We start from the raw sequence: 25802 nt of genomic DNA on the forward strand, positions 1-25802 counted from the left end.
ACCACAGGATCAGCGAGACCGCGCCGGTCGCCGCCGCCGGCACCGAGGCGCCGCCGCTGGTGGCGGCCTTCACGGCCTCCTTGAACGCGTAGAGCGGGCTGGTGCCGATGTCGCCGTACACCACCCCCAGGGCGCCGAGCACCAGCGCCGGGCGAAGGCGATTGTGGGCGGATGCATCACCTGCTGCCTTGGTCTCGGCACCTGTCTGCGCAGTCGGGGCGAGGGACTGACTCAACGCATCGGCTCCCACACGAACCTGCCCGGATCTGGGCGAGTCGACCTTGCTTGACAGTTAGCAGCCCGAACTCGACCGTCCAGCGACGCCGCCGCTGAACGCCCCCGCGATGTCGGCTCCACACGCGGACTTGAGGGTATAAGTCGTGGAATGCCGGGCGGTGTCCGCTGGCTCGGCACTGACCTTGTCCCGGGCGCATGCAGCGACGGCGGAATGCGACCCGCGACCCAGCACCGGAAACCGCGCCGCGTCCGCATGCGGTGCCGCGGGCGCGGCGCTGCGCGTGCTGGATCCCGGATCGAATTCCGCTGTCGCTCCACCTGTCCGGGAAAGGATTAGTCGGCTCAGATCAGGTCGGCCAAGGCCTCGGGACAACCCGCGCCGCGCCTCAGGCAGAACACCGCCGCGCCGGCATGGCGGGCGATCGACGCGGCCACGGTGCCGGCGGGGGCCGGTGCGCCCGCGCTTTCGCTGACCGCAATGGCCCGCAGGGGTACATCGTACCGGCGGAGAGTCTCGCAGGCCGTCAGTGCGTGGCTGATCGCCCCCAGGTAGCTGCCGGACACCAGCAAAGCCGGAACACCCAGCGCCCGGAGCCAGTCGAGGCCCGTCGCATGCTCGGTCACCGGGCTCATCAGACCACCGACACCCTCGATCAGCAGCGTTCCTGGGGTGCAGGCGATCTGCGCGCGGCACCAGCCGACGAGTTCGGCGAGTTCCACCGATCGTCCCTCCAGCACGGCCGCCTGATCGGGCGAGAGTGGTGCCGAGAACCGCCAGGGCGAACAGGCCTCCACGGCCTCGGCGTCGAGGGCAAGGCCCTGCGCGTCGAGGAGGCGGGCCGTGTCGCTCTCGGCAAATCCGGGGTCGCCGATGGACGGAACGCCGCTCGCCAGGGGCTTCACGGTCCGAACCAGCCGCCCCTGCGCCCGCAGGCGCCGGGTCAGCGCCGCGGTGACGTAGGTCTTGCCGATCTCGGTGCCGGCCCCCGCAATGAAGACCGCCTGGGCGGGCATGCCGGCGTCAGGCCTGCAGGCTGCCGTGGCAATGCTTGTACTTCTTGCCCGAGCCGCAGGGGCAGGGTTCGTTGCGGCCGACCCGACCCCAGGTTCCGGCATCCTGCGGGTCGCGCTCCAGCACCGCGCCGTCTGCCGACAGACCCTGGGCGGCGAAACCGTAGGCGGGGCCGCCACCGCCGTCGCTGCCGGAGCCCTGCCCGGCATAGTCCATCTCGTTCTCGCCGGTGACGGGGTCGAGGTGCTGGGCGAACATCGGCGGTAAGGCGGGTCCACCGGCCGGGAACTGCTCCTGCGGCTCCTGGAACATGATCTCGACCCGCGAGAGCTGCGCAGTCACCTGCTCGCGCAGGGCCGTGACGAGGCTGTTGAACAGGTCGAAGGCCTCGGACTTGTACTCGTTCAGCGGGTCGCGCTGGGCGAAGCCGCGCCAGCCGATCACCTGCCGCAGGTGGTCCAGCGTCACGAGGTGCTCGCGCCACAGGTGATCCAGGGTCTGGAGCAGCACCTGTTTCTCGATATAGGCGGTGACCTCGGCGCCGTTCTTCTCGGTCCGCTCGGCATAGGCCGTCTCAGCCGCCTTCAGCAGCCGCTCGCGCATCTCCTCGTCGGCGATGCCCTCCTCCTTGGCCCACTCCTCCACCGGCACGTCGAGGTTGAGGATCTCCTTCACCTGCTCGTTGAGGCCGGCGACGTCCCATTGCTCGGCGTAGGCGTTCTCGGGGATGTGGCGGGCGACCAGATCGTCGATCACGCCCTCGCGCATCTCGTCCACGGTCTCGCGGACGCTCTCCTGGGCCATGAAGTCCCGGCGCTGCTCGAACACGACCTTGCGCTGGTCGTTCATGACGTTGTCGTACTTGAGCACGTTCTTGCGCATGTCGAAGTTGCGCGCCTCGACCTTCTGCTGCGCCTTCTCGATCGCCTTGTTGATCCAGGGGTGGATGATCGCCTCGCCCTGCTCCAGGCCGAGCTTCTGCAGCATCCCGTCCATGCGGTCGGAGCCGAAGATCCGCATCAGGTCGTCCTGAAGCGACAGGTAGAATTTCGAACGGCCGGGATCGCCCTGCCGGCCGGAACGGCCGCGGAGCTGGTTATCGATGCGCCGGCTCTCGTGGCGCTCGGTGCCGATGATGTAGAGGCCGCCGGGCAGATCCTTCTTGCGGCCCGCCTCCGGATCGGCCTTCTCGCCCGAGGCCAGCACCTTGGCGCGGTTCTCGGCGATCTCGGCCTTGATCGCCCCGATCCGGGCGTCGCGCTCGGCCCCCTCCGGCATCCCGGCGAGCTCCTTCTCGACCCGCATCTCGACATTGCCGCCGAGTTTTATGTCGGTGCCGCGGCCGGCCATGTTGGTCGCGATGGTGATCGCGCCGGGCACGCCGGCCTCCGCCACGATATAGGCCTCCTGCTCGTGGAAGCGGGCATTGAGCACGGCGAAGCGCTTGGTCACCCGGCCCTCGCGGGCGGCGGCGTAGACGTCGGTCAGCGCGTTCGGGTCGGAATAGTCGAGCAGGGTGTAGCCGGCCTTCTTGAGCATCTCGGCGAGGTGCTCCGACTTCTCGATCGAGCCGGTGCCGACCAGGATCGGCTGGTGGCGGCTATGCGCCTTGTCGATCTCGGCGATGATGCCCTCGTATTTCTCGCCGACCGTGCGGTAGACCTCGTCGTCCTCGTCGACGCGCTCGACCTCCTTGTTGGTCGGGATGTCGACCACGTCGAGCTTGTAGATCTCGGCGAACTCGTCGGCCTCGGTCGAGGCCGTGCCGGTCATGCCGGCGAGCTTCTTGTAGAGCCGGAAATAGTTCTGGAAGGTGATCGAGGCCAGCGTCTGGTTCTCGGGCTGGATCGTGACCCGCTCCTTGGCCTCGAGCGCCTGATGGAGTCCCTCCGAGTAGCGCCGGCCTTGCATCATGCGGCCGGTGAACTCGTCGATGATCACCACCTCGTCGTTCTTGACGATGTAGTCCTTGTCCCGGGTGAACAGCGTGTGGGCGCGCAAGGCCTGGTTCACGTGGTGGACGAGGCTGACATTGTGCGCGTCGTAGAGGTCCCCCTCCTTGAGCAGGCCGACCTCGCGCAGGGTCTCCTCGACGAACTCGTTGCCGGCTTCCGTGAGCGAGACCGTGCGCTGCTTCTCGTCGAGGTCGTAATGTTCGCGCACCAGCCGGGGCATGATCGCGTCGACCGACACGTAGAGCTCCGAGCGGTCGTCCACCGGGCCCGAGATGATCAGCGGCGTGCGCGCCTCGTCGATCAGGATCGAATCGACCTCGTCCACGATGGCGAAGTTGTGCCCCCGCTGCGCCAGCTGGGACAGCTCGTACTTCATGTTGTCGCGCAGGTAGTCGAACCCGTACTCGTTGTTGGTGCCGTAGGTGATGTCGCAGGCATAGGCGTCCTTGCGCTGCGCGTCGTCGAGCCCGTGGACGATGGTGCCGACGGAGAGCCCGAGGAAGCGGTAGAGCTGGCCCATCCACTCGGCGTCGCGGGCGGCGAGGTAATCGTTCACCGTGACGACGTGGACACCCTTGCCCTCGAGCGCATTGAGGTAGACCGGCAGGGTCGCCACCAGGGTCTTGCCCTCGCCGGTCTTCATCTCGGCGATGCCACCCTCGTGCAGCACCATGCCGCCGATCAGCTGGACGTCGAAGTGGCGCTGGCCGAAGACGCGCTTGGCCGCCTCGCGCACCGTGGCGAAGGCCGGCACGAGGATGTCGTCGAGGCTCTTGCCGGCGGCGAGTTCCGCCTTCAGCATGTCGGTGCGGGCACGCAGGGCCTCGTCCGACAGGGCCTGGATCTCCGGTTCCAGCGCGTTGATCTGCGCCACGCGGGGGCGGTAGCCCTTGACGCGCCGGTCGTTGGAGGAGCCGAAAATCTTCTTGGCGATCGAGCCGAGCATCGTGGACCTGCGGACGCGCGAGCCCGCCCACGCTTGACGCGTGGCGGGCCGGCCTGGGCGGAGTTGGCCGGGCTTATAGAGGTAAACATCGCCCGGTGCACCTGAAAGGGGCAGCCCTCAACGCCTTCCCATGCGGTCACGGTTCCGCCAGCGACGGAACCGTCGCGCTTGCCTTCTCGTGCGACGCGGGCCACCTGTGCCGCGGCCCGCCGCCCGGCCCGAACCGAAGCGGCCACGAGACGTCAGCCGAGGACCCCGCTCGCATGCCCCATACCGCCCTGCTCCGGCGCGTCAGCGCGCTCGCAATCCTGATCGCGCTGCCGGGTCTCGCGCTGGCCCAGGCGCCCCAGAAGGCTCAGACGGCGACACCCGCCGCGAACACGCCGGCCGCGACCCCGGCCGCCCCAGCGGGGCCGGATTCGACGGTGGCGAGCGTCAACGGCAAGCCGATCACGCAGGGCGACCTCGCCATCGCGGCCGACGACCCGGCCCTGTCGCTTCCGGGCGTCGACGAGGCGCAGAAGAAGAATCTGCTGGTCGACTACATGGTCGATCTGCGGGTCGGTGCGCAGGCCGCGGAAGCCGCCAAGATCGGCGACACGCCCGAGTTCAAGCGCAAGCTTGCCTATTTCCGCGACAAGCTCCTGCTCGACGACTACCTGGAGCAGGAGGCCAAGCGCGCCGTCACGCCCGAGGCCGAGCACGCGATCTACGATCAGACCGTCAAGCTGATGAAGCCCGAGGAGGAGGTGCATGCCCGCCACATCCTCGTGGACAACGAGGCCGAAGCGAAGAAGATCGCGGCGCGGATCAAGGGGGGCGAGGATTTCGCCAAGGTCGCGGCCGAGACCTCCAAGGACCCGGGCTCCAAGGCCGAGGGCGGCGATCTCGGCTGGTTCACCAAGGAGCGGATGGTCCCTGACTTCGCCAACGCCGCCTTCGCGATGAAGCCCGGTCAGGTCTCCGACCCGATCAAGACGCAGTTCGGCTGGCACGTCATCAAGGTCGAGGAGATGCGGACCAAGCCGCAGCCGACCTTCGACGAGCTGAAGGAGCAGATCGACCAGCACCTGATCCGCAAGGCCCAGCAGGACCTGATCCTGAAGCTGCGCGCGGAGGCGAAGATCGTGCGGCCCGATGCGCCCGCCGAGGCGGCTCAGCCGGCGCCGGAGACGAAGAAGCCCTGACCGGGACCGGTGCGTCGGGCGATCGACGCGCCGCTCCGATTTGAATGACACGCGCCCCTTTCCGGGACGCCTGAAACGCAAGGGGAAGGTGATCCGGGGCCCAGCACGCGAAGCGCCGCGCAAGCGGCTCCGGTGGTTTTCAGAAGGACGCTTCGCGACCTCTAGCGCCGGATCCCGGGTCGCATTCCGCTGACGCTACATGCGCCCGGGAAAGGGGCGCTTCGTCGGTGAAACCGGTCATCATCAGAGCACGGTGCTCCGCGTCCGATACTTGCGCTCCAGCCGGTCAAAACTCTCTTCGGCCGGCTTGGTCTGGCCGCCCTGAGCCTGAGCGAGGGCGGTCGTGATCGATGGATCCAACGTGGCGAGGTCCGCCGCCCGGTCGCGGATCAGGCGGACCCCTTCCCGAAGCACCTCGTTCTCCGGGGTGTACCAGTCGGTTGCCACCAGCCGCGGTACGAAGGCCTCAAGCTGGTCCCCGAGATCGGCAGGGATCATCGCGTTCTCCTGATGGAGCGGATCGCGACCGGGTCATCAATGCCCGTCGAGACCGGCCACCGGAAAGCGCGGCCGCGTGCAACGCTCATAGAAGCGCGCCCGTCAGTAAGGCCGATCCGGCACAAGGTAGCTCGACTGCGCCGGCGCGGATTGCGGCGTCACGCCGAGCGCGGCCAGCTCGTCGTTGCGGCGGCCTTCGGCGATCCGATCGAGCACCGCGATCAGCAGCCAGGGACACGCGATGCCGATGAAGAACGCCATGGGATCCTCCAGCGCCGAGTCGGTGAGATGCCCGGCTTAAGAAAAGAATAGGCGGTCCGGGCCGCGCAGCAAGCGCCCGGACGTGATTCTCAGATCCAGCCCTGGAGCTCCCGCCGCACCACGTGCTCGATGACCTTCATGCCGAGGTCGCTGTCGTTGAGGCACGGGATGTAGGCGAATCGCTCGCCGCCATTCTCCTCGAAATAATGGCGGTTCTCGCCGTCGAGCTCTTCCAGGGTCTCCAGGCAGTCGGCCGTGAAGCCCGGGGCCACGATCGCCATGCGCTTCACGCCGGATTTGGCGAGCGCCATCACGGTCTCGTCCGTGTAGGGCTTAAGCCATTCCTCGTTGCCGAATCGCGACTGGAAGGTCACCCGCATCTTCTCCGGCGACATCCCCAGCGCCTCGCGGATCAGCCGGCCGGTCTTGTGGCACTGGCAATGGTAGGGATCGCCCTTGAGCAGGTAGCTGCGCGGCACCCCGTGGAACGAGGTGAGGATCACCTCCGGCTCAAAATCGAGCTTGGCCAGCCCCTCCCGGATCGAATCTGCCATGGCGGTGATGTAGACCGGGTCATCATGATAGGGCGGCGAGACGCGGACCGTCGGCTGCCAGCGCATGTCCATCAGGGCGCGGAACGCCTGATCGCAGGCGGTGGCCGAGGTGGCGGCGGCGTATTGCGGATAGAGCGGCACCAGCAGGATCCGGTCGCAGCCCTGGTCGAGCAGCGCCTGGATCCGCCCGGCGACCTCCGGCTTGCCGTACCGCATCGCCCAGTCGACCACGACCGAATCGCCCATCGCAGCCTGGAGGCGCTCGCTCTGGCCCCGGGTGGTGGTCTTGAGCGGCCCCTCGTTCAGCGCGTTGTTCCACACGCTGGCGTAATCGCGACCCTTCGGCCCCGGGCGCTTGGTCAGGATGATCAGGTTGAGGAGCGGCCACCAGATTAGCCGCGACACCTCGATGACCCGCCGGTCGGACAGGAACTCCTTCAGATACCGGCGCATCGGCCAGTAGCTCGTGCCCTCCGGCGTGCCGAGATTCATCAGCAGGACGCCGACGCGGCCCCAGGCCACCTTCGGGTGGTCGGCCGGCAGGGTGTCGGCCGTGGGTTGGCCCGGGGCGAGGGGACGGCCATTCGCCAGCGCGGCGGCGGGTTCGACGCGTTCGTTCATGGCAGCGTTCCGGCGCCGCGCGCCGAGTCCTTCATCTAGGTTACGGATATCCGGCGGCCCGCACACGCGCATGGGCCTGGACCGGAGGCTTAACCCCGTCGGGTACGCTTCCATGTAGGGTGCGATGCCGCCCGGCGAAGACCGGATGCGACATGCCGCACCGGATCCGCACGCACGACCCCTGTCCCTAACCACGCTGGGCGGCGCGCTGCAACTGAGGCCGCCATGGAGGAAACCGGAGATTCGATGAGCGCGACACCCGTGGCCGATGCCCTCGCCGCCTTCCGCCGAACCGGATCGCCCTGGCTGGCGTTGCCTTTCTTCGCGGATGGAGAAGCCGAGGCCGTTGCGGCCCGGGTCGATGCCGGCATCGCGGCCGGCGCCCGCGTGCTGCCGGCCCCGGACCGGATTTTCCGCGCCCTCACGGAGACGCCGCTGCCGGCGGTGCGCGCCGTGATCCTCGGGCAGGACCCCTACCCGACCCCGGGCGATGCCAACGGCCTGGCATTCTCGTTCGTAGGCTCGGGCCGTCTGCCCGCCTCCCTGAGCGTGATCCTGGCCGAGGCCGGCTCCGATCGCGCCGCGGGCGGCGACCTCACCGCCTGGGCCCGCCAGGGGGTTCTGCTCCTCAACAGCGCACTGACCGTCGAGGCCGGCAAGGCCGGGGCGCATCTGCGCACCGGCTGGGCGCGGCTGACCGACGAGGCGGTGGCGGCGGTCTCGGCGCGACCGGAGCCTGCCGTGTTCCTGCTCTGGGGTGCCCAGGCCCGCGCCCGGGCGGCACTGATCGATCAGACCCGACACGGCGTGTTCGAGAGCGGACACCCCTCCCCGCTCAACCGCGCCCGGGATTTCCCAGGTTCGGACCCGTTCGGCCGGGCCAATCGCTGGCTCGCCGAACGCGGGATCCGGCCGATCGAATGGCGGCTGGGTTGAAGCCCGGCCTCGCCGTCACTGCGGCTTGGCGGGCTCCGCGGGCTTGGCAGCCGCACCCGAATCCTGACCGGCCGGCAGCAGCACGTTCTTGGCGACCGTGCCCTCCGGCCCGTACTCGCCCGCCACCGCGAGGCAGGCCTGATCGCGGTTCTGCTGCATCTGGTTCGACATCAGCGTGAACATCGTCTGCACCCGGTTGCCGAACGGCCCGCGGGGCTGAACGTCCGCGATCTGCACGTTCTGCTTCGCCAGCAACGCCTCGAACTGGTCGCTGCCGATCCGATAGCCGCAGACATTGGAGGCCGCGAAGATGTAGGCGGCGAATTCGAGGGCCCGCGGGCCCGGCGCGTTCCGGATCTGCGCCTGTGCCGGCAGGGCGGCGGCCATCAGGGCGGCGGACAGAACGACGTGGCGCATGCGGACCTGTTTCCTCGATGAATGCGGCCTCTGGCGGGCCAGCTCGACGGACAGCAACATAGGTCGGTCCGAACCCTGTGCCACTGCGACCGAATTTGACGACAATGCACGGTTCGGCCTTCACGGCTCGTTGGCCATAGGCGCAGCGAAGGGCGTGACAACGACCGAAAAGCGGCTCTTGTTCCGGTGATGCCGTGTGGTGAGACAGAGTGTTAACCGGCTCGCGTCACGCCAGACACCACGGTTTGTCCAGATCCAGGCGGTCTGCATCGCATGTTCGGCCTCGAAACCTCTGCCAGCTCTCTTCCCATCGCCCCCAATTTCGGGGCGCGTGGTCCAGCCGGCGCCGCACGGCGCGCCGATCCTTCCGCCTCCGGCGCCCCGGTCTGCCCGCATCGCATCGCCCGCTGGGCCTGGGGCGAAGGTCTCCGGGCAGGGGACGCCGTCGCGCTCCTGGTGCAGGATCTTGGGCAGGCGGAGGCCATGCGTCTCGGCCTGAGCCGCCTCGGCCTGCGCGTGACCTGCCTCGCCGGCCATCGCGGCGATGCCCTGGCCGAGGGCTTGGCCGGAGCCGCCCTGGTCGTCGCCGATACGCATCTCGCGGAGGCCTACGCCGCGGTGATGGGCCGCCTCGCGACCTACCCCGCCCTGTGGTGGAATGGCCCGGGTGCCGATTTCGCGAGCCTCGATCTGGCTCTCGACGAGCTGGCGTGAGGCGCAGCCGCGCCGCGCTCATTTGAGACCCGGCTACCGCTTCAGCCACGCGTCGAGCGCCTCGTAGCGGGTCGGATCGTCCGGGCAGAGGCCGGTGCCGCATTCCGCCGCCGTCGAGACGGCATTGGCAAGGATGACGCCGAGGAACAGCAGAAGGCAGGCCGTCCCGAAGGTCCCGGCGCCCCCTCCGGCACAGGGTGCGGGCTGGCCGGTGTCGGCGATCAGGAGGAGCACGGCCACCGCCCCGATCAGCGCCACGAAGGCGATCAGCGCCAGCGTGTAGAAGTGAAGGCCGAACAGCGTCGCGCCGTAGCCGCCGGCGCCGGGCACCACATGCAGGGCGACCTGCCGCGCCGCGACGGCCGCACCGGCGATCGCGCTCAGGATCGCGATCCCGTAATGCGCCGGCCGGGGGCCGAACCGGACGCTGAGCGCGAAGCCGAGGCCCGAAGCCGCGAACGCCGCCCGCTGCAGGAGGCAGAGCGGACATGGCAACTCGCCGAGCAGGATCTGATAGCCGAAGGCCACCAGCAGGATCGCGCAACAGCCGAGCAGTCCGAGGGCGTTGAGCGTGCGGGCGTGAAGCAGCGTCATGGCGGGCGATTCGCTTAGAAAGCGAGCTTGAGCATCGACGTGGCATGGGCCGCGAACAGCGCCAGCGTGCCGATGAGCCCGGCGAGCCACAGGCCGATGGCGGCGCCGCGCCGCCCTACGAGAATCGCGGCCGCGCTGCCCGCGAAGCCGATGAACGGCAACATCATCATGGACCTTCCCGTCTCGTCGCGCCGCCGGGAAGCCGGAGCCGCCGCCCGCATCGCACGCATGCGGGTCTTGGCTTTCGCGGACCTGTCGCGCTGGCGTCGCAGCCGGCCGGCCGGCATGCTACCCACAGGTCGAAAAGCCGGCGCCGCAAAAGGCGAGCCGGCCTCGGGAGACGCCCCATGACTGCAGCCCCTGCGCCGGTCCCGCCCGTCGCGCACGATCCGCAGGCTCCGATCCTGCTGCGCGACGATGCCGGCGGCGTCGCGACGCTGACGCTCAATCGCCCTCAGGCCCGCAACGCCCTGTCGATGGCCCTGATGGCGGCCCTTCAGGACGCGCTCGACGCGATCCGCGACGATCCGACGGTGCGGGTCGTGATCCTGCAGGGGGCCGGACCGGCCTTCTGCGCGGGGCACGACCTCAAGGAGATGCGCGCCGACCCGTCCCGGGCGGCGACGGAGGCGGTGTTCCGCGCCTGCGCCCGGCTGATGCTGAGCCTCACGCGCCTGCCGCAGCCGGTGATCGCCCGGGTCCACGGCATTGCCACCGCGGCCGGCTGCCAGCTTGTCGCCACCTGCGACCTTGCGATTTGCGCCGAGACGGCGCGCTTCGCCACGCCGGGGGTGCAGATCGGCCTGTTCTGCTCGACCCCGATGGTCGCGCTGTCCCGGGCCGTGTCGCGCAAGGCCGCCCTGGAGATGCTGCTGGTCGGCGAGCCGATCGACGCGCAGGAGGCGTTGCGGATCGGCCTCGTCAACCGCGTCGTGCCGGAGGCGGAGCTCGACGGCGCGGTCGGCGCCCTGGCGGCCCGGATCGCCGGGAAGGCCCGGCGCGTCGTGGCGATCGGCAAGGAGGCGTTCGGCCGGCAGATCGAGATGGGCCTGGAGGAGGCCTACACCTACACCGCCGACATCATGGTCCGGAACATGATGATGGCCGACGCGCAGGAGGGCATCGACGCGTTCCTGGGCAAGCGCCCGCCCCGCTGGGAGCCGTGAACCCGGGCGGTCTTGCGCGATAGGACGCAGGCCCATCGGCGCGGCGGACGTAGGTTACGGCGTCGGCCTGCCCTAGGATCGGAGATGCGCGCGGGTGTGTCGAACCCGCGCCCTCAACGCGGCCCTCAACGCGGAACGGCTGATGAGCACCATCGACCTGTTCGGTCTGACGCTGGCCTTCTACGGCGCGATGCCGCCGCCCCGCCCGCCGCGCCCGGATCGGAACGGTGCGACCTGGGCCGCCGCCCTGGTGTTCGGCGGCATCTGCATCGCCATGGTGGGGCCGATGATCACCATCTGGAGCTTCCACCGGCCCTACGCCGAGGCGAAGGCGCGCTGCATCCAGTCCGGCGGCCGCGTCCTGTACGGAGCGCTGGACGGCAGCGGGCCCTATCGCTGCGATCACCCGGTCGCGACCAGCCTCGCACAGCCGGCCAAGAGTGCGGATTAATCCGCGCTGCCGCCGATCCTTCGTCTATATCCGGCGCCACGACCAGCGAACCGGATGCCGAGACCTTGGAAAACGCGCTCACGCGATGGCTTCAATCGACCGCCCTGATGCGCGCGGACGTGGAGGCCTTACTCGGCTTTGCCCTGGCGATCGGCGTCACCCTGCATGCGCTGCTGCGCAAGCGGCGGGTCAGCGTGGCGGTGGGCTGGATCGGGCTCGCATGGCTGTCGCCGATCTTCGGCACCGCGCTGTACCTGACCTTCGGCATCAACCGCGTCTCGCGCCGGGCCCGACGGCTGCGGACCAAGCCCTCCGACGCCGCGCATCTGCCCGATACCGACGACGCGGTGGTGCCGGAGGCGCTGTGGCCCCTCGACCGGGCGATCCGGCGCATCACCGGCCTGCCGGCCTTCGCGGGCAACACCGTGCAGATGTTCCGCAACGGCGACGCGGGCTATCCGGCCATGCTGGCGGCGATCCGGGAGGCCAAGGCCAGCATCGGCCTGTCGAGCTACATTTTTCGCGATGATCCGACCGGCCGGGAGTTCTGCGACGCCCTGGTGGAGGCGCAAGCCCGCGGGGTGCAGGTTCGTGTCATCATCGACGGGATCGGCGGCGGCTACTTCCGGGCGCCTGTCTACCGCCGCCTGACGGCGGCCGGCGTACCGGCCGCCCTGTTCATGCACTCGGCCCTGCCCTGGCGGATGCCGTTCCTGAACCTCCGCTCGCACAAGAAGCTGCTGATCGTCGACGGACGCATCGCCTTCACGGGCGGGCTGAACATCTGGCATGCGAACCGCGTCACGCTGAAGCCCGAACATCCGATCCGCGACACCCATTACCGGCTGACCGGCCCCGTGGTGGAGCAGCTCGCCGCCGCCTTCGCGGCCGATTGGGCCTTCGTGGCCAGCGAGAATCTCGACGGTCCGCCGTGGTTCGTCGATCTGGAACCGACCGGCAACAGCGTCGCCCGGGCGGTGACCTCCGGCCCGGACGCCGACGTGGAGAAGATCGAGCAGGTCATCCTCCAGGCGCTCGCCTGTGCGCGTCGGACCGTGCGGTTCGTGACGCCCTACTTCCTGCCGGACGAGCTCATCACCGGCGCCCTCGCCCAGGCCGCGACACGGGGCATCACCGTCGACGTGATCATCCCGCGGGTCAGCGATCACCACTTCATCGACTGGGCGACCCGGGCCCATCTCGACCCGCTGCTCCGGGCCGGCGTCCGGGTCTGGCTCGACGAGCCGCCCTTCGATCATTCCAAGGTGATGGTGGTGGACGATATCTGGTGCTTCGTCGGCAGCGCCAACTGGGACATGCGCAGCTTCCGGCTGAACTTCGAGCTGAACGTCGAGATCGTCGACGCGGACCTCGCCGCCGAACTCGACCGATTCATGCGCGGCAAGATGGAGGCGCGGCTCAGCCGTGAGGATCTCGCCGCGCGGTCCTTGCCCGTCCGTTTGCGAGACGCAGGCGTGCGACTGCTGCTGCCATACCTTTGAAGCGGCCCGGCACGTGCTCCTCGGGTGCCGGCCCGAGATGGACGACGATCGGCCGGTGATCGGAGGGTCCCCGCGGCAGCACCGCGTGGTCGTGGCAGATCAGACCGCGGGCGAGGCAGCGGTCGAGGCGCAGCGGCAGCACCTCCACCATCGCGTGGGTCGGCCGGCGGGGGCCGACATCGCGGAAGCCCGGGATCATCGCAGGCCCGACGATGTTGTAGTCGCCGAGCACGGCGGCGCGCGGGGGCAGCTCCGAGACGATCCGGCGGAGCTGGCGCCGGTTCAGCATCTGCCCGTGCGACAGGTGGACGTTGGCGACGCCGAACGCGCCGAGATCGAGAATCTGGCAGACCCGATGGACCAGGGCGCCCGAGGGCAGCGTGATCACCCGCGGCGGCGCCGGCCAGGGCTTTGGGCTCCACATGGCGAGGCCGTGGATCCGCCCCGGCAGGGGCGCCCAGGCATAGTGGCCGCCGATCCGGTCCAACAGGAACCCGATGGCGCGCGTCGCCTCCTGCATCAGCAGCAGATCCGGCTTCTCCTGGGCGACCAGGGCGGCGACATCGTCGACGGCCGCGCCGGTGCGCCGCAACAGGTTCCAGCTCACGATCTTGAATGGCGCATGGGGCGCCTCCGCCGCCCGGAGCGGCGGGGTCGGGATCGTGGTCGGGCCGAGGCGGCCCGGACGTGCAGCGATGGTCATCGGGTCGGACTCGTACCTCACCGCGCGGCGCTCCCGCCACCGCCACGCTGTAACGCGCGTAAGGCCCGGGCGTTCGAGGGCGCGCGGTGTGATGATGCCGCGTTCGCGGCGCGTGCGGGTTGGCCCCCGGTGAGCCGTCCACGCCTTCGTCCCTATAGCGCCACGATATCGACCGCATCCCCGAGCCGCGCCCGGGCGATATCGGCCACGTGGCGGTGGTGGGTGAACAGGATCGGCTGCACCGCGCCGCCGATCTCCGCGAGCGCGTCCAGACCATACCCCGTACGGGCCTCGTCGAACGTCGAAAAGAGATCGTCGCCGATGAACGGGGCCGGCTCGGCGCGTCCGGCGTAATCCTCCAGATAGGCGAGCCGCAGGGCGAGGTAGAGCTGGTCGCGGGTGCCCTCGCTCATGCCCTCGATCTCGACCTGACCGCCGCCCGCGCGCTGCCCGGCGAGCTTCGGGGTATCGGCCTCGTCGAAGGTCTGCGCGAGGCCCGAGAAGGCGCCGCCGGTGAGCGACCGGAACAGCGCCCCGGCGCGCGCTACCAGGGGATCCTGCTGCCCGGCCCGGTGCCGGGCCACCGCCTGCCCGAGCATCAGCCCGGCGAGCCGCAGCACCGCCCAGGACCGGGCCGCGCCCTGGAGATCGGCCTCCGCGGCCTTGCGCTCGGCCAGCGCCAGTTCGGCCCCGATCCCGCCTTCGAGTTCCGCCCGGCGCCGCTCGGCCCGGTCCCGCTCCGAGAAAATCACCCGGCCGCGCTCCTCCTGCTCCTCGGCCTCCTGGGCGAGCCGCGCCAATTCGGCCTCGATCGCCTCCGGTGAGAGAGCCTCCAACCCGGCACGCAGATCGGCCTCCGGCAACCCGTCCGCCGCCCCCGCGAGGGTACCGCGCAGGCGGAACAGTTCGGCACGCAGCGTCTCCCGGGCCCGCAGCCGGCCGAACAGCGCCTCGATCTCCGGCATCGGCGCCCCGGCGCAGTCCGGCATCGCCGCAGCGACGTGGCGGCTCAGCGCCGCGCGCGCCGCCGCTTGCCCGTCGGTGGCGGTGCGGCCCGCGACGGATGCCTCTTCGAGCCGACGGTCGAGGTCGGCCCGGCGGGCCTCCCGGTTCTGGGCAGCCACAAGGCGGGCATGCAGCGCGCGTATCGCCGCCGCGGGGCCCTCCTCCGCGAGATCGGGCGCAAGCGCCTCGACCAGGGCGGCCGCATTCGCCCGGAACGCCTCCCTGTCGCGCCGGATGCCGGCGGCCCGCCGGTCCAGGGCGGCGCGCTCGGTGAGCCGGTCAGGCACCGCCCGCCACGCTTCCAGCGCAGTCTCGGCCTCCTCGGGCCGGGCCGCAGCGTCGAGGCCGAGGGGTCGGAGCGCCCCGAGCCATTCGGACTGCCATGCGGATCGGCGGCCCTCGGCTTCCGTGCGGGCCGCCTCCAGCCGCTCCACCGCGGCGCGCGCGGCGTGCAGCAGGCCGCCGGTCTGTAGGCTCGCCTCCCAGCGGCTCGTCAGGGTCGCGACCCGCGCCTCGAATCGCTCCAGGCGCGCGCCGAGGTCGAGATCGGGCTCCGGCTCCAGACCAGCGCGGGTCCAGAGGTCGGCGATGGGCGCTCCGGCGGCCGCGATGATCGCCGCGACGCGGTCCCGCTCGATCCGCTGATCGGCCAGACGCTGCTCGGCCTCGATCAGGCTCTCGACCTCGCCGAGCCATGCCGTCATCTCGGCCGGTGATCCGGGGGTGATGCCTGCGTCGCGCCACGCCCCGCGCCATGCCGCTTCGCCCTCTTCGATCTCGGCGGTGATGCCGGCTAGGCTGACTTCGGCGGCAGCCAACTCCGCCTCCTGGGCGGCCAGGCGCTCGCGGTCGGCCGTATGGGCGGCGACCCGGGTGGCGTCGCCGGCGCGCTCGTCGGCGAGGCGGTCCGCGTCGAGGAGCGCACGCTCGTAGGCGGCGATCGCCGCGGGCTCGGCCCTCCGCCCCGCCGAAAGGGCGTCCCGGAGCGGCCCGAAGGCCGCGTCGCGCGCGGCGCGGAGGGCCTCGACCCGTTCCCAGGTCGCGATCGGCCGGCCCGCCTCGCGCTCGCGCAGCCGGTCCCGGGTGGCGGCGGCCTGCCGGCGGGCCGCGTCGCGCTGGTCCGCCCCGCGCTCCCGCTCGCGGGCCTTGCCGTCGAGGAGGGCGCGATAGGCCGCCACCGTCTCGGGCGACGGCAGGGGCATCCGCACGAGCGCGGCACTGTCGGCGATCGCCGGAACGAGCCGGGCCGCCTGATTGCGCAGCAGCGCCGCCTCCCGCCGGATCGCGGCATCGAGAAGGTCATGCGCGTCGAGCCGCTCGCGCAGACGGGCGAGCGGCTTCAGCGCCTCCCGCAGGGGGGCCGGGTCGCGCGGGGCGCCCGCCGCTTCGATCTCCCCGGCCAGACGGTCGCGCTCGGCCAGAGCCGCCGCGCGGTCCCGGGCGAGTTGATCCTCGGCGGCCGCCAGGGTCCGGTGCTCGCGGATCAGACGCTCGATCCGCGCCCGGGCGGCGTCGCTCGGCTGACCGGCCTCCAGGGCCGCAAGGTCGGCGATCCCGATCCGGGCGCGCAGCCGTTCGAGATCCAGGCCGACCTTGTGGGCGTCACCCTCGATTCGCGGCAGATCGGTACCGCCCTTCTCGAATTCCCTGGTGCCGCTGAACGCGGCCAGAATCGCGTCGGCCCGGAGCGTCAGCCCCGGCTCGACCGGCACCGCCTCGGCCTCGGCCTGCGCACGGGCGAGGGCGGATTCGGCGCGCTCGGCCTCGCTATCCGCAAGGCGGTACTGTTCGAGGGCGGTGCCGAGCCGGTCGATCCAGGCCGGATCCGCGTCGATCAGGCCGTCCTCAGCCAGGATGCGCTGCTCCAGGGCGTCGATCTCGCCCAGAAGCGGCCGGACCCGCTTGAGCCGCTCCAGGCGGGCGCGGGCGACCGCGAGGTTCTTCTGCTCGGCCCGGAGCGTATCGAGCTGCCCGGCCGCAGCGGCGATCTCGTCGTTCAGGGCGCGCCAGTCGCCGGAGCGCAGGCTGGTGTCGCGGATCGCCCGGCGGGCGGTCTCGTGGCGCTCCAGGGCCTGATAGAAGGTCCGGTGCTTGGCTTGGCGCGGGGCGAAGATTTCGTCCGCTTCCTTGTCGAGAGTGGATTGCAGCTCCGTGAGCCCCCGCAGGCCGGAGCCGGCCGCGAACAGGCTCGCGCCGACCTCGCCCTCGACATCGACCATCTCGCGCCCGCCGGCCCGCAGGCTCGCCGCATCGAGGCCGAAGGCGCGGCAGAACACGGTGCGCGAGATGCCCCCGAGGAACGGTGCCAGCGCATCGTCCGGGATCGGCGCGTCGGCGGCGTCGATCAGGGTGCGGGCGTTGCCCTTCCGGCGGCGGAAGCTCAGCCGGCGCCCATCCGCGGCAGCGATTTCCGCCCCCAGGCGCAGCAGGGGCATGTCGTGCTGGAAGGCGTAAGGGGTGGATTTCCCGAACCCGAACAGCAGGTCGGTCACGGCGGCGAGGGCGGTGCTCTTGCCGGCCTCGTTGGCGCCCAGCACCACGTGCAGGCGGGCGTCCGGCCGGAACGCGAGGGCGCGGTCCGTGAAGGCGCCGTAGCGCTCCAAGGCGAGGTGGATCAGGCGCATCGGAGCTCTCGAACCACGTCAGCAGTGCCGGCCGGTGAGGCGGCCGAGGATCAGCGCCTCGGCCTCCGCGCAGAGCGCGTCGAACTCGGCCTCCAGGTCCGCCTCGGCGGCCGCCGCGGACGGCATCCGGCCGCCGATCTCGGCCAGCGCGGCTCGGGCTCGGCTCCGGAACTCGGGGTCGCGGTCGAGATCGGCGAGCAGGGCGGCCGGGTCGATCGCGGCGCCGGAGGAGTCAATCGCAGCCAGCGGTCGGCGCGTCTCGATCTTGAGGCGTTCGAGCCAGAGATCCTCGTGCAGCCGGTGGGCCGCGGCTTGGATCTCGGCCGTCACCGCCTCCCGGTCGGCCGCCAGGGCATCGTGGGCCTTCGTGGTGCCCGCCAGATGGACGCGCACCAGGACGAGACGGTTCGCCGCCAGACCCGCGAGCGGGCGCAGGGCCGCCTCCGTGGCTTCGACCGCGGTGCGGGTGTCGGACGCCTCGGTGAGATCCACCGAGACCCGCTCGAACCGGGCACGGTCGAGGGCGAGGCGGGTCAGGCCGGTCACGCGGCCGTCAGCCACCTCCACCAGGACGGCGCCCTTCTCACCGCATTCACGGATGCTCCGGCCCTGAAGGTTGCCGGGGAACACGATCCAGGGATCCTGGGACAGCTCGGCATACTCGTGGATATGGCCGAGCGCCCAGTAATCGTACCCCCTGGCCGTCAGGTCGGCGACCGAGCAGGGGGCGTAGGTCTCGTGGGCGGCGTGGCCGGTGCAGGAGGTGTGCAGGATGCCGAGGTTGAACCAGCCCGGCAGGGCCGCCGGATAGGTCAGCGACAGGTTCTCCTCGACGGCCCGGCCCTGGAAGCTGCGGCCGTGCAGGGCGACGCGCAGGCCCTCGATCCGGTGTGTTCCGGCGCGGTTGGCCGGGAAGACATGGACCGAGGGCGGCAGGGTGATCGCGCGGGTGATCACACTCTCGGCATCGTGGTTGCCGCGGACCAGGATCGTCGGGATGCCGGCGCGGTCGAGGCGGCCCACCTGCCGCGCGAAGAACAGGCCGATCGTGTTGTCGGCCCAATCGCCGTCGTAGACGTCGCCCGCCACCACGACGAAGGCCACCGACCGCTCGATCGCCTGGGTGACGAGGTCCTCGAAGGCCTGCCGCCCGGCGGCGGCGAGGCGGCGGGCGAGGTCCGCGTCGCGGGTGGCGAGGCCCGAGAGCGGGCTGCCGAGATGCAGGTCCGCCGCGTGGATGAAGCTGAAGGCTGACATCGGCCCTTGGAGGGATCGTGGCGCGTTGGGCATGCACGCCTGTCCCGGGGGAGAGCCAGCGTGACGAGGCTGGCTCATAGGCCGGCGATGGGGAGCGGCTCAAGCGCCGTCGGGGCGTCTCCCTCTTCAGGCCGGCGCTGGGGGTGGCGGACGCGGGGTGAGGCTGGCCCGCCGGTGGAGTTCGATCGGTCCCACCCTGCCGGCAGACGGCCCCCCGATCCGATCAGCCCCTGAGATACCGCGCCTCCAGATGCGCCCGGAACGCCGCCGTGCCGAGCGGCGCCCCCGTGGCGCGGGTCAGCAGGGCGTCCGTGCCGAGCAGGCTGCCGACTTCATGAACGTTCGCGCGCAGCCAGCGCCGCAACGGCGCGAAATCCCCCTGCGCTAGACAATCCGGCAGCGCCGGCTCGGCCGCCCGGGCGGCCCGGAACAGCTGCGCCGCCGCGAGCGCTCCCAGCGTGTAGGTCGGGAAGTAGCCGAAGGCCCCGCTCGGCCAGTGGATGTCCTGCAGGCAGCCGACCCGATCGTCCGGCACGGTGAGGCCCAGAAGCTCCCGCATCCCATCGTTGAACGCCCCCGGCAGGTCCCGCACCGCGAGGTCGCCCGCGATCATCGCGGTCTCCAGCCGGTAGCGGAGCAGGATGTGCGCCGGATAAGTCGCCTCGTCGGCATCGACCCGGATGAAGCCCGGCGCGACCCGGGTGTTGAGCGCGTGCAGGTTCTCCGGAGACCAGGCCGGCCCTGAGCGCCCGAACGCCTCCCGCAGCAGGGGCGCCAGGAAGGTGAAGAACGCCCGGCTCCGGCAGGCTTGCATCTCGACGATGAGCGACTGGCTCTCGTGCAGGCTCATGCCGCGGGCCGCGCCCACCGGCTGGTTGCGCCATGCTTCCGGCCGGCCCTGCTCGTAGAGGGCGTGGCCGGTCTCGTGCAGCACGCCCATCAGGGCGCGGCCGAAATCGGCTTCGTCGTAGCGGGTGGTGATGCGCACGTCGTCGGTGGCGCCGCCGCAGAACGGGTGGAGGCTGATGTCGAGCCGGCCGCGGGTGAAATCGAACCCGACCGCTTCCATCAGCTTCAGACCGAGCGCCCGCTGCACCGCCACGTCGAAGGGCCCGGTGAGCGGTTGCGGCGCCGGGTGCGACGCCTGGATCTCCCGGGCGCGGGCGATCAGGTCCGGCAGCCAGCTTGTCAGATCCGAAAACAGCGGGTCGATTGTCGCCCGGCGCATGCCCGGATCGTAGCTGTCGAGCAGCGCGTCGTAGGGGTCGAGCCCGAGGGCCGCGCCCTTGGCTTGGCCGATCTCCCGCTGGAGCCGCAGCACCTCGGCGAGATGCGGCTCCAGCTTGGCAAAATCCGCGTCGCGGCGCGCCTCGCGCCAGACCATCTCCGAGCGGGAGACCGCCCGGGAACTCGCCTCGACCAGATCCCGCGGCACTGCGGTGGCGTGGGCCTGCGCGCGGCGCATCTCGCGCAGGTTGGCGGCGGCCCAGGATTCGAGGCCCCCTGCCCGCTCGGCGGCGTCGAGTTCCCCGGCCGCCTCGGGCTCGGTCAACATCGCGTGGGCGAGCCCGCGCAGGATCGCGAGCTGATCGCCCCGCGCCGACGCGGCCCCATCCGGCATCAGGGTCTGCGCATCCCAGCCGAGGATCCCGGCGGCGCCTTCGAGGGCGGCGAGGCGTGCGAAGCGCTGTTCGAGGGTCTGGTAGGCGGTCATGCGGTCTCCGGTCCGGTCAGTCTCGCATTCAGCTGCGGCGCTCACCCCGCCTGCAGCATCTCCAGTTCCAGCCAGCGGTCCTCTGCCTGGGACAGCTCGGTCTCGGCCTGTGCCAGCATGGTCGAGGCCTTGTCGAACCGGGCAGGATCGCGGGCGTAGAGGTCGGGATCGGCCAGGATCGTCTTGAGCTGGCCGATCGCCGCCTCCAGCTTCTGCATCCGGGCAGGCAGCGTCTTCAATTCGTGCTGCTCGTTGAAGCCGAGCTTGGGTTTGGCCGCCGGCTGGGGCGCGGGCGCGGCGGTTCGGGCCTTGGCCTCCTTCGCCTTCGGCGCGACGGTACGGGCCTCGATCCCCTGGCCGCGCTGGATCAGCATGTCGCTGTAGCCGCCGGCATACTCGACCCAGCGGCCGGCGCCCTCGGACACCAGCACGCTGCCGACCACGCGGTCGAGGAAGTCGCGGTCGTGGCTCACCAGGATCAGCGTGCCCTGGTAGTCGCCGAGCATCTCTTGGAGCAGGTCGAGGGTTTCGAGATCCAGATCGTTGGTGGGCTCGTCGAGAACCAGGAGGTTCGCCGGCTGCGCCAGGGCGCGGGCGATCAGCAGCCGGTTGCGCTCGCCGCCCGACAGCACCGAGACCGGCGTGCGCGCCTGCTCGGGGGTGAACAGGAAGTCCTTGAGATAGCCGATCACGTGGCGGCTCTGGCCGTTCACCGTGACGCTGTCGCCGCGACCGCCGGTCAGCACGTCGGTGACGGTCATGCCGGGCTCAAGCGTGGCCCGGGCCTGATCGAGCACCACCGGCAACAGGTTGGTGCCGAGCACCACCTGCCCGGAATCCGGTCCGAGCCGGCCCATCAGCAGGTTGATCAGGGTCGACTTGCCGGCGCCGTTCGCCCCGACGATGCCGAGCCTGTCGCCGCGCATCACCCGCAGCGACAGGCCGTCGACGATCGTCCGCGCGCCATAGGATTTCGCGATGTCGCGGGCCTCGACCACGAGGCTGCCCGAGGACTCAGCGTCCGAGGCCTGCATGCTGACGCTGCCCACCGGGCGGCGGACCTCGCGACGGTTTTGCCGGAGCTCGTGCAGGTTGCCGAGCCGGCGGACGTTGCGCTTGCGCCGGGCGGTGACGCCGTAGCGGAGCCAGTGTTCCTCGGCGGCGATCTTGCGGTCGAGCTTGTGCTGGTCGCGCTCCTCCTCCTCGAAGAAGGCGTCGCGCCACGCCTCGAATCCTGAAAAGCCCTGGTCGATCCGGCGGGTCTCGCCGCGGTCGAGCCAGATCGTGGCCCGCGACAGGGCCGAGAGGAAGCGCCGGTCGTGGCTGATCAGCACGAGGGCGGCCCGGGTGTTCCGCAGTTCCGATTCGAGCCACTCGATCGCCGGCAGGTCGAGGTGGTTGGTCGGCTCGTCGAGGAGCAGCACGTCGGGCTCCGGGGCGAGCGCCTGGGCGAGCGCCGTGCGCCGCCCCTCCCCGCCCGAGAGTTTTGTCGGGTCTTCCGCGCCCGTCAGGCCGAGGCTCTCCAGCAGGTAGCGGGCCCGGTAGGTCGACTCGCCCGGCGGCATGCCGGCCTCGACGAAGTCCAGCGTCGTCGCGAAGCCGGAAAAGTCCGGCTCCTGCGCGAGGTAGCGGATCGTGGTGCCGGGCTGCACGAACCGTCGGCCCCTGTCGGGCTCGACGAGACCCGCGGCGATCTTCATCAGGGTCGACTTGCCCGATCCGTTGCGCCCGACGAGGCAGGTCCGCTCGCCCGGGGCAATGGCGATCTCGGCGCGGGTGATCAGCGGCGTGCCGCCGAAGGTCAGCGCGACGTCTTGAAGAGTGAGGAGCGGAGGAGCGGCCATGCGCCGGCTTATGGCAGCGCGCGGCTCACCGTTCAAACCCGCGCCCCCGCCCTCCTGTCAGGCGATCGGGTTCGCCGGCCCCGGCGGGCTGATCTCCGGCGCGCCCGGATCGTTGACCGGGATTTCCGGCGGCTGGATGCCCGGCGCCTCGGCCGGACTGTTGCCCGGGATCTCCGGCGCGGGCGGCTGGGTCGGCGCCTGTGGGGGCTCGTAGGGCCGGTCGGGGGCCGGACCGGGCTGCGGCGGCACCTCGGGGACCTGCCCCGGATCGGCGAGGGTCGAGTCGGGCATGGCAATCCTCCGTCGGGTTCTGCGTGCGGTTCTGCACCGTTGGGGCAGCAACAAAAGCCAGCGGTCTCGGTTCCGGACATCCCCTGCGTCACGGGCTGTCCCCGGTTGCCACCGACGATGCCGGTGTGGGCAGCGCAGGGCCATTGTCGGTCTATTCAAGCAATTTGATCTATTCGAAAATGTATTGATATAAATATTATTGGATCATGGAAATTGATTGGGGGTGAAATAAGATCTGAACCGATTGAAAAACGATTGTCACCAAACTGATGCGACCTCGGCGTAGACGCATCGATTGGCGAAAATCCGGGGCAAACCTATGCGCTTGAACGCACCGACTCAGATCATCTTCGTGCTGTCGCTGATCATCGCGGTGCTGTCTGTGCTCATGGTCTACGGCATCGTCCGTATTCCAGGCGTACAGGCGTTCTGGGTGCTGCTGACGGCGTTCGCCGTGCTGGCCCTGGGCGCCGTCTTCAAGCGACTCTGAACGCCAACGGCGCGGCGCAGTAGGCCGGCTATGACGACGCATCCACGGGAAAGGCGGTGCGTCCGATGCAGGCGCGCCGATGCCCGGCAGGAGGAGCGAGCGCACGCAGTCGGACCCGATCACCGCGGGGTCGGAGGCGGGCCGGTTTACGGGACCGAAGCGCTACTTCTTGGTCAGCAGGAGGTTGCCCTCCTTGCTCGCGACCTTCTGAATCTTCTCGGCGAACAGGGCGAGCAGGAACGGCAGCTTCACCTCCAGCCGGATGCTCTCGGCGCCAACGTCGATCGTGCCGGCAATTTTCTGGGCCACGGCAGACACGCCGAAATCCAGACGATCGCCCGTCCAGGCGAGCTGGTCCACGGTGATGCCGCTCTTGGCCAGGAAGGCCCGCGCCTGATCGGTGCCGTGCTCCAGGCGCCGCTTGGCCTCGTCGCGGCCGAGGTCGTGCGGGATATCGACGATGAGGGGCTTGGGCATGGAAGATTGATCCGGGCTGAACCCGGCAGCAGATGGGGCCTCCATCCGCGAGAGACAACGGCCGGGGGCCGCCTCGCCCGATCGGACGGAGGCGGCCCGGCGTTTGAACGGGATCAGTTCAGAACGTGCAGCGACACGTAGGTCGTGCCGCCCATGCCCAGGGCACGGGCGGAGCCGCGCGACAGATCGATGATCCGGCCACGCACGAATGGCCCACGATCGTTGATGCGAACCACCACGGAGCGGCCGGTCCGGGTGTTCTCGACACGGACGCGGGTACCGAACGGCAGGCTGCGATGGGCGGCGGTCAGTCCGTTGGGGTTGAAACGCTCGCCGTTCGCGGTGCGGTGACCACTCCCGTACCAGGAGGCCGCTCCGCTCTGTGCGGCGGCCGGGAGGCTTGCTCCGATGACGGTGGACAGCATTCCAAGCGAGACAACGAGCTTACCGAAACCAAACGTCATTCTTTGCGCATTCCCTTGTTTTTTCGGGACGGCGCCAGTCGTTTCGGAAATCGGCCGGAATAAGGCGGGTCTTCCATTGCGGCCGCGGTTGCATTGCGGGCAACTTATTCGCGTCCGAATCTGATTACATAGGAAAGTGTTTCGGAGCGTTTCCGGACGTGCTTCACAATACTTGCAGCTAAGTCGAAGATCGATTTCCGCAAGCTTTTCCCAAGGCAAGGCCGGAACGCCCGCAGGTATGCTTAAATACCTAAGCCCTGCGCTGGGTGTGACCCAGTATCCCGCTGAGGTGGACGCGCGCCGTCAAGCTCAGGCGCTTCGTCGTCCACAGAATCCAGAAAAGCTCTGCTCGAGCCACTCGGATTGATCCGGGCGAAGTGCGGTCATCCGAGCCGGCCTGGCGTTCGCGCTCCGCTGACGCAGGGTCAGGCTCGGCGCCCCCGTAGGTCCAGCCGCCAGACGGTGCTGTCCGCACGTCCGTCAGGGATCCTTAACGGTTTTCTACGTTGCGGGTTCCGGGCCCGGCAAAAACTGCAGCCCCAGAACGGGACGCATGCCGGCAAAATTCGAAAACGCGGCCTTTACCCTGTCGGGGGCATGGTCTGCCGGTCAGTCGCGTAACCGGTGTTTGCCATGGCTTCCCCGCGTACCGTGGCTGCCGACGTCGTCGCCCGGAAACAGGTCTCGCGTGCCGGGCGGCCCGCGTCGGCGCCACGGATGGGTCTCGTGCCCGCCCAGCGTCCCCTGCCCCTCGACCAAGTGCTGGTCGGGGATTGTATCGCAGCCATGAATGCCCTGCCGGCGTCGAGCGTCGACTGCGTGTTCGCAGACCCGCCCTACAACCTGCAGCTCGGCGAAGCCGGCCTGCTGCGTCCCGACCAGAGCCGCGTCGATGCCGTCGACGACGCCTGGGACAAGTTCGCGACCTTCGAAGCCTACGACGCCTTCACCCGGGACTGGCTCTCGGCCTGCCGCCGCGTGATGAAGCCGAACGCGACCCTCTGGGTGATCGGGTCGTACCACAATATCTTCCGGGTCGGGAGCGCGTTGCAGGATCTCGGTTACTGGATCCTCAACGACATCGTCTGGCGCAAGGCCAACCCGATGCCGAACTTCCGCGGCAAGCGCTTCACCAACGCCCACGAAACCCTGATCTGGGCCTCGCGCTCGGCGGATTCGAAGGGCTACACCTTCCATTACGAGGCGCTCAAAGGGGGGAACGAGGACCTCCAGATGCGCTCGGACTGGTTCATCCCGCTCTGCACCGGCGAGGAGCGGCTCAAGGGTGCGGATGGTCATAAGGTCCACCCGACCCAGAAGCCCGAGGCCCTGCTCGCCCGGACGCTGCTCGCGGCGACCAACCCCGGCGGTGTGGTGCTCGATCCGTTCTTCGGCACCGGCACGACCGGCGCCGTGGCCAAGCGCCTCGGCCGCCGCTTCATCGGCATCGAGCGCGAGACGGTCTATGCCGAGGCGGCCCGCGCGCGGATCGCCGCCGTGGAGCCCCTGTCGAAGGCGGCCCTGATGGTCGCGCCGACCAAGCGCGCTGAGCCGCGGGTGCCGTTCCTGTCGGTGATCGAGGCCGGGCACATCCGCCCCGGCGAGATCGTCACCGACGAGCGCCGCCGCTTCCGCGCCACAGTGCGGCCGGACGGTCAGCTCGACAACGGTCTGGTGATCGGCTCGATCCACAAGATCGGCGCCCTGGTCCAAGGTCTCCCGGCCTGCAACGGCTGGACCTTCTGGCACGTGGAGCGCAGCGGCAAGCCGGTGGTGATCGACACCTACCGCGCGGGCCTGCGGCAGGCGATGGCGAACGGCTGATCCGTTCCGTCCCCGGTCATGGGATCCCAAAGGGCTCAGCCTTTTGGCGGGTGCAGGG

25 protein-coding genes are annotated in these 25802 nt (G+C 70.2%); 8 read left to right on the plus strand and 17 right to left on the minus strand.

All coding sequences use genetic code 11. The features are described from left to right. The 3 genes from MKK88_RS19485 to secA form a co-directional block, all read right to left on the minus strand. Positions 1-235: KUP/HAK/KT family potassium transporter (locus MKK88_RS19485; protein WP_244002584.1), on the minus strand; the 235-nt coding region annotated here is incomplete at its 3' end. A gap of 344 nt (positions 236-579) precedes the next feature. Continuing rightward, complete coding sequence (bioD, locus tag MKK88_RS19490; RefSeq protein ID WP_244002586.1) at positions 580-1251, minus strand: dethiobiotin synthase; 672 nt, start codon at positions 1249-1251, stop codon at positions 580-582. Between the two features lie 7 nt (positions 1252-1258). Further along, positions 1259-4150 carry a preprotein translocase subunit SecA gene (gene secA / locus MKK88_RS19495; RefSeq protein ID WP_244002588.1) on the minus strand — a complete coding sequence of 964 codons (2892 nt, stop codon included), beginning with the start codon at positions 4148-4150 and terminating at the stop codon, positions 1259-1261. A 263-nt stretch (positions 4151-4413) separates the two neighbouring features. Here secA and MKK88_RS19500 point away from each other — a divergent pair, with 263 nt between their 5' ends. Beyond that, positions 4414-5337, plus strand: coding sequence for a peptidylprolyl isomerase (locus tag MKK88_RS19500; protein ID WP_244002590.1), 924 nt, complete (start codon positions 4414-4416; stop codon positions 5335-5337). A gap of 243 nt (positions 5338-5580) precedes the next feature. Here the strand turns inward: MKK88_RS19500 and MKK88_RS19505 are convergent, their stop codons facing one another. The 3 genes from MKK88_RS19505 to hemH all read right to left on the minus strand — a co-directional run bounded on the left by MKK88_RS19505 (position 5581) and on the right by hemH (position 7271). Further along, positions 5581-5835 (minus strand): type II toxin-antitoxin system ParD family antitoxin, encoded by a 255-nt coding sequence (locus MKK88_RS19505; RefSeq protein ID WP_244002592.1) that lies wholly within the window; start codon positions 5833-5835, stop codon positions 5581-5583. A gap of 102 nt (positions 5836-5937) precedes the next feature. After that, entirely contained in the window at positions 5938-6096 is a 159-nt protein-coding gene (locus MKK88_RS19510) for a hypothetical protein (RefSeq protein ID WP_244002594.1), read from the minus strand. Between the two features lie 89 nt (positions 6097-6185). Further along, positions 6186-7271 carry a ferrochelatase gene (hemH, locus tag MKK88_RS19515; RefSeq protein WP_244002596.1) on the minus strand — a complete coding sequence of 362 codons (1086 nt, stop codon included), beginning with the start codon at positions 7269-7271 and terminating at the stop codon, positions 6186-6188. A gap of 246 nt (positions 7272-7517) precedes the next feature. Between hemH and MKK88_RS19520 the strand changes: the two genes are divergently transcribed. Further along, a complete protein-coding gene (locus MKK88_RS19520; protein WP_244002598.1) occupies positions 7518-8207 on the plus strand; it encodes a uracil-DNA glycosylase in 690 nt (229 codons plus the stop codon). Positions 8208-8222: 15 nt separating this feature from the next. Here the strand turns inward: MKK88_RS19520 and MKK88_RS19525 are convergent, their stop codons facing one another. Beyond that, entirely contained in the window at positions 8223-8624 is a 402-nt protein-coding gene (locus MKK88_RS19525) for a hypothetical protein (protein WP_244002600.1), read from the minus strand. A gap of 273 nt (positions 8625-8897) precedes the next feature. On the opposite strand from MKK88_RS19525, the gene MKK88_RS19530 reads away from it, so the two are divergent. After that, on the plus strand, positions 8898-9338 hold the full coding sequence (locus tag MKK88_RS19530; protein ID WP_244002602.1) for an AMP-dependent synthetase: 441 nt from the start codon (positions 8898-8900) through the stop codon (positions 9336-9338). A gap of 33 nt (positions 9339-9371) precedes the next feature. Here MKK88_RS19530 and MKK88_RS19535 read toward each other — a convergent pair whose 3' ends face one another. Next, on the minus strand, positions 9372-9932 hold the full coding sequence (locus MKK88_RS19535) for a disulfide bond formation protein B (RefSeq protein WP_244002604.1): 561 nt from the start codon (positions 9930-9932) through the stop codon (positions 9372-9374). A 14-nt stretch (positions 9933-9946) separates the two neighbouring features. Next, positions 9947-10102, minus strand: coding sequence for a DUF5993 family protein (locus MKK88_RS19540; RefSeq protein ID WP_244002606.1), 156 nt, complete (start codon positions 10100-10102; stop codon positions 9947-9949). Between the two features lie 177 nt (positions 10103-10279). Here MKK88_RS19540 and MKK88_RS19545 point away from each other — a divergent pair, with 177 nt between their 5' ends. The 3 genes from MKK88_RS19545 to MKK88_RS19555 all read left to right on the plus strand — a co-directional run bounded on the left by MKK88_RS19545 (position 10280) and on the right by MKK88_RS19555 (position 13051). Further along, the gene (locus MKK88_RS19545; RefSeq protein WP_244002608.1) at positions 10280-11098 is read left to right on the plus strand and encodes an enoyl-CoA hydratase; all 819 of its coding nucleotides are present in this window, start codon (positions 10280-10282) and stop codon (positions 11096-11098) included. A 142-nt stretch (positions 11099-11240) separates the two neighbouring features. Beyond that, entirely contained in the window at positions 11241-11549 is a 309-nt protein-coding gene (locus MKK88_RS19550) for a hypothetical protein (protein ID WP_244002610.1), read from the plus strand. A gap of 65 nt (positions 11550-11614) precedes the next feature. Then, a complete protein-coding gene (locus MKK88_RS19555; protein ID WP_244002612.1) occupies positions 11615-13051 on the plus strand; it encodes a phospholipase D-like domain-containing protein in 1437 nt (478 codons plus the stop codon). Here MKK88_RS19555 and MKK88_RS19560 read toward each other — a convergent pair. The 6 genes from MKK88_RS19560 to MKK88_RS19585 all read right to left on the minus strand — a co-directional run bounded on the left by MKK88_RS19560 (position 12969) and on the right by MKK88_RS19585 (position 22489). Continuing rightward, positions 12969-13754, minus strand: a complete 786-nt coding sequence (locus tag MKK88_RS19560; RefSeq protein ID WP_244002614.1) for an endonuclease/exonuclease/phosphatase family protein — start codon at positions 13752-13754, stop codon at positions 12969-12971. The genes MKK88_RS19555 and MKK88_RS19560 overlap by 83 nt on opposite strands. Before the next feature lie 152 nt (positions 13755-13906). After that, positions 13907-17383, minus strand: a complete 3477-nt coding sequence (locus MKK88_RS19565) for a YhaN family protein (RefSeq protein WP_244002616.1) — start codon at positions 17381-17383, stop codon at positions 13907-13909. A gap of 18 nt (positions 17384-17401) precedes the next feature. Further along, a complete protein-coding gene (locus tag MKK88_RS19570) occupies positions 17402-18640 on the minus strand; it encodes an exonuclease SbcCD subunit D (protein ID WP_244002618.1) in 1239 nt (412 codons plus the stop codon). Between the two features lie 223 nt (positions 18641-18863). After that, positions 18864-20354: a carboxypeptidase M32 gene (locus tag MKK88_RS19575; RefSeq protein WP_244002620.1), complete on the minus strand. Its 1491-nt coding sequence runs from the start codon at positions 20352-20354 to the stop codon at positions 18864-18866. A gap of 41 nt (positions 20355-20395) precedes the next feature. Then, positions 20396-22198, minus strand: coding sequence for an ATP-binding cassette domain-containing protein (locus tag MKK88_RS19580; RefSeq protein ID WP_244002622.1), 1803 nt, complete (start codon positions 22196-22198; stop codon positions 20396-20398). Positions 22199-22255: 57 nt separating this feature from the next. Continuing rightward, the gene (locus tag MKK88_RS19585) at positions 22256-22489 is read right to left on the minus strand and encodes a hypothetical protein (RefSeq protein WP_244002624.1); all 234 of its coding nucleotides are present in this window, start codon (positions 22487-22489) and stop codon (positions 22256-22258) included. Positions 22490-22814: 325 nt separating this feature from the next. Between MKK88_RS19585 and MKK88_RS19590 the strand changes: the two genes are divergently transcribed. Continuing rightward, positions 22815-22979 carry a hypothetical protein gene (locus MKK88_RS19590; protein WP_244002626.1) on the plus strand — a complete coding sequence of 55 codons (165 nt, stop codon included), beginning with the start codon at positions 22815-22817 and terminating at the stop codon, positions 22977-22979. A gap of 162 nt (positions 22980-23141) precedes the next feature. Here the strand turns inward: MKK88_RS19590 and MKK88_RS19595 are convergent, their stop codons facing one another. Beyond that, a complete protein-coding gene (locus MKK88_RS19595; protein ID WP_244002628.1) occupies positions 23142-23456 on the minus strand; it encodes a polyhydroxyalkanoic acid system family protein in 315 nt (104 codons plus the stop codon). 113 nt (positions 23457-23569) lie between these two features. Next, positions 23570-23920, minus strand: a complete 351-nt coding sequence (locus MKK88_RS19600) for a septal ring lytic transglycosylase RlpA family protein (RefSeq protein WP_244002630.1) — start codon at positions 23918-23920, stop codon at positions 23570-23572. Positions 23921-24553: 633 nt separating this feature from the next. Here MKK88_RS19600 and MKK88_RS19605 point away from each other — a divergent pair. Beyond that, entirely contained in the window at positions 24554-25744 is a 1191-nt protein-coding gene (locus MKK88_RS19605; protein ID WP_279602419.1) for a site-specific DNA-methyltransferase, read from the plus strand. Positions 25745-25802: the final 58 nt, after the last annotated feature.

It is taken from the genome of Methylobacterium sp. E-005, from assembly GCF_022829725.1.
GTDB lineage: Bacteria > Pseudomonadota > Alphaproteobacteria > Rhizobiales > Beijerinckiaceae > Methylobacterium.